1 protein-coding gene and 1 pseudogene are annotated in these 4,489 nt (G+C 38.5%); both read left to right on the plus strand.

Annotated elements, in window-relative coordinates:
• Positions 1–354 precede the first annotated feature (354 nt).
• Complete coding sequence (locus tag H7254_RS20830) at positions 355–3,705, plus strand: VCBS repeat-containing protein (RefSeq protein WP_301934809.1); 3,351 nt, start codon at positions 355–357, stop codon at positions 3,703–3,705.
• A 44-nt stretch (positions 3,706–3,749) separates the two neighbouring features.
• A pseudogene (locus H7254_RS20835) lies at positions 3,750–4,489 on the plus strand (hypothetical protein); the annotation flags it as partial.

Genomic DNA, 4,489 nt, shown 5'->3' on the forward strand with positions numbered 1-4,489 from the left:
CTGGATGAAATGAACAAGAACAGTAAGCTTATTCAGAACCCTGGCTATAATTAGTTTTAATTAATGCCTTAAATTTTAACTGCGTCGGCAAATAACCGGCGCAGTTTTTTTGTACGGCGATTAGAGACAAATCTTAATTTTTTTTACCAGATAGTTAAGGTGATAACACACTCCGGTTTATAGTAAGGTGTAAAAAAATGTATGTTGTTCAATTAAAAATCAGATTGTTTTTTTTAAGCAATAAATTTTTGTAAGGGTTCAATTTAAAAATTCTTTATCATTCCATACTGCTAAATTAAAACTACTTTTGACTCTATGTTTTTCCTGATTTTTTTAATTTAAATACTAATCTAATTGAACGCATCTATTTTTAGAAACTGTGTCATTGTCTCTCTCTCTTTGATGTTCAATGCATGTCATAATAATGAAAATACCACTGAAAATAAAACAGATACTTCAGCGGCAGACACATCGCACCTTTTTACGTTATTACCTCCGGCCAGTACACATGTTGATTTCAACAATCCGCTTACAGAAGGATTAAATACAAACGTATTGCTGTACGAATATTTTTATAACGGAGGTGGTGTAGCTGTAGGAGATGTTAATAACGATGGCCTGCAGGATCTCTATTTTTCAAGTAATTTGGGTGATAATAAATTATACCTTAACAAAGGTGGTATGCAGTTTCAGGATATTACTGTTGCTGCCAACGTGCAGTCAAGGCCTGGCCCATGGAAAACCGGTGTAACAATGGTGGACGTAAATGGAGATGGCAAAACGGATATTTACGTTTGTTATTCTGGCAAAATGCCCGCGGAAAAAAGAGCAAATCAACTATTTATTAACCTGGGAAATGATGCCACAGGAAAACCAAAATTTGCTGAACAAGCCAAAGAATATAACCTGGCAGATACAGGATACAGCACCCAGGCTTATTTTTTTGATTTTGACCGAGACGGTGATCTGGATATGTTTTTGTTAAGTCATAATCCTGACAACCTTCCGCTACTAGACGAAGCCAGTACAACTGCCCTACTTGCCAAAAGAAATAATAATACGGGTGTAAAGTTGTTTAGAAATGACAACAATCATTTTGTGGACATCACGCCACAATCAGGATTGAGCAGTTCTTCGCTCTCTTATGGGTTGGGCGCAGGCATAGCTGATATTAATATGGATGGATGGCCGGATATTTATATTTCCAACGATTATGGTGTACCGGATTATCTCTACATCAATAATAAAAATGGCACTTTCACTGACAAGCTTGGATCCGCCATGGGGCATATCAGTCTTTTTTCAATGGGCAATAATGTTTCCGATATTAACAATGACGGCCTTCCTGATATTTTTACACTCGACATGTTGCCGGAAGATAACCACCGTCAAAAATTATTATTTTCTCCCGATAATTATGAAAAATTTGATCTGGGATTACGCAGGGGTTTTCATCACCAGTATATGCGCAATATGCTTCAGTTAAATAATGGCGATGGCACATTTAGTGAGATAGGTCAGTTATCCGGCATCTCCAATACAGACTGGAGTTGGTCGCCCTTGTTTGCAGACCTTGACAATGATGGCTGGAAGGATTTATATGTGAGCAATGGATACCTGAGAGATTTTACCGACATGGATTTTTTGAAATATAAATTTGATTTTATTCAAAAAAAGGGACGTTTACAAAAAGAAGAGGTATTAGATATTATTAAGAAAATGTCATCTTCAAACGTGGTGAATTATACGTTTCAAAACAAGGGCAATTTAACATTTAGTGATGTTGGTGCAAAGTGGGGATTAACCGTACCTTCCAGCAGCAATGGCGCCGCATATGCAGATCTGGATAATGACGGGGATCTTGATTTGATAGTGAATAATATTAATCAGCCTGCTTTTATTTATCGCAATGAGGCTGCCAGCAAGCTTAAAAATAATTACCTGCAGGTTAAATTAAAAGGAGCCCAAAAGAACAGCGATGGTATTGGAGCAAAAATTTCTGTGTATACAAAGGGACAACACCAATACCTGGAACAAATGCCTGCAAGAGGGTTTCAATCAACTGTGTCGGCCATATTGCATTTTGGTTTAGGAAAAGAAACAATGATTGATTCTTTAAAAGTAATCTGGCAAACAGGCAAAGAACAGTTGATTAAAAATATAAAAGTCAATCAGCAAATTACGCTGAATGAAAACGATGCCACAGGAAGGTTTGTACAGCCAATTCCGGCAAAAAAAATATTTGAAGAAATTGCTTCGCCTGTTAAGTATGCCAATGCAGTAAGTAATATCAATGATTTTAAACGGCAGCCTTTATTGGTGAATCCGCTTTCTTTTTCCGGCCCATGCCTGGTAAAGGGTGATGTGAATGGTGACGGACTGGAAGACATTTACGCCGGTGCAGGAAGCGGTGAGCCTGGCGCCTTGTACCTTCAGCAAAAAAACGGACAGTTTATTCAAAAGCCAACGCCAGCCTTCATTGAAGACAAACTGTGCGAAGATGCAGATGCTGTTTTTACAGACGTCAATAATGATGGCTTTAAAGATTTATACGTGGCAAGCGGTGGCTATCACAACTATATACCCGGAGATGTTTTGTTGCAGGACAGGTTATACATCAATGATGGTAAAGGCAACTTTACAAAAGTAATTAATGCGCTGCCGGAAATGAAAGTAAGTAAAAGCTGTGTACGTGCAGCCGACATAAATGGAGATGGCTTTGTTGATTTATTTGTGGGTGGAAGAAATATTCCGGGACGATATCCTGAAACGCCGGAAAGTTATTTACTCATCAATGACGGCAAGGGAAAATTCACCAATCAGATTGCGTCAATGGCTCCGCAGTTACAAAAGGCAGGTATGGTTACCGACGCTGTATGGACAGACTTAAACAATGATAAAAAACCGGATTTAATTGTGGTAGGCGAATGGATGCCCGTGACCGTTTTTATAAATACAAACGGTAAATTTGAAAATAAAACAACCACCTATTTTGGCAAAGAATATAGTGGCTGGTGGAACAAAATTTTGCTGGAAGATTTAAACGGCGATGGTAAACTGGATGTAGTAATCGGTAACCTTGGCCTTAATACGCAATGTAAAGTAAGCGATGCTGAGCCAGCAGAAATGTATTACAAAGACTTTGACAATAACGGGTCAGTAGACCCCATTCTCTGCTTTTACATGAAACATAAAACCTATCCTTATGTAACCCGTGATGAGTTGCTGGAGCAGATGAGCACCATGCGGACAAAGTTTGTTGACTATAAAAGTTATGCAGATGCAGGCATCAAAGAAATATTTTCTGCCGAAGAAATGAAAGATGTAAAACACCTGCAGGTAAACCATCTTGCTACCACTTATTTTGAAAGCGGCACCGATGGAAAGTTTCATGAAAAAGTGTTGCCAATGCAGGCTCAGTTTTCGCCGGTATTTACCATTACAGCTTTAGACTATGACAAAGATGGAAAAACAGATTTACTGCTTTGCGGTAATATCAACCAGGCCCGCCTGCGTTTTGGAAAATATGATGCCAATTATGGGGTATTGTTAAAAGGGGATGGTAAGGGAAATTTTAACTATGTAACCCAGGCGCAGTCGGGCTTTCATTTATTGGGAGATGTACGGAGTGTATTGAATATTAACAACAGATTATTATTTGGAATGAACCAGGCCGCTATGAAAGCCTACCAGCTTAAAAAATAGATTATAACGATCTCTGTTTTATTATCAACAATATTTTTTAAAAAATGAGCAGTAAAATATTTTTTGCAATGATAAAAAATAATAGTCCCAGGGTTAAAGCAATACAAATTCCCGGGATATTATTGTTAATGGTATTGCTCATCGGTTCCTGTAAACAACACAAAAAATTACCCGAATTAACCAGCAGGGATATCAGCCATGTGATTTCAAAAATGACTGAAATAATGGTAAACGATATTACCAATCCACCATTGGCTGCACGATTTTTTTCTTATAGCTGTTTGGCAGGCTACGAAATAGTATCGCAAAATAAAAAAAAGTTTTCCTCCATGCACGGGATTTTAAATGCTTATCCAGCCATTAAAAAACCGGATTCAATTGGCGTATACTCTTATCAGTTGGCAAGCCTGCTGGCAATGATTGAGACAGCAAAAAAAATGCAGCCATCAGGAAGTTTGCTCAACGACTATGAAGAAAGCTTGTTGGATTCCTGCCGGAAAATTGGTTTTGAAGACGAGGTGATTAAACAGTCAAAAAATTATGCGCTCGTCATCAGTAAGCAGATACTGGCGTATGCAAAGGCAGATCATTACAATCAAATAAGCAACTTATCGCGGTACACACCGGCAAAAGGAGATGGCTACTGGTATCCCACGCCGCCAGGGTTTATGGCGGCCGTAGAACCAAACTTTAATTCAGTGCGTCCATTTACTCTTGACAGTGCTGCTCAGTTCCAAACATTGCCACCAGTGATTTTTAACGCAGCAAAGGGTTCACCTTTTTA

The sequence above is a fragment of the Ferruginibacter sp. genome, from assembly GCF_014377975.1.
Taxonomy (GTDB): Bacteria; Bacteroidota; Bacteroidia; order Chitinophagales; family Chitinophagaceae; genus Ferruginibacter.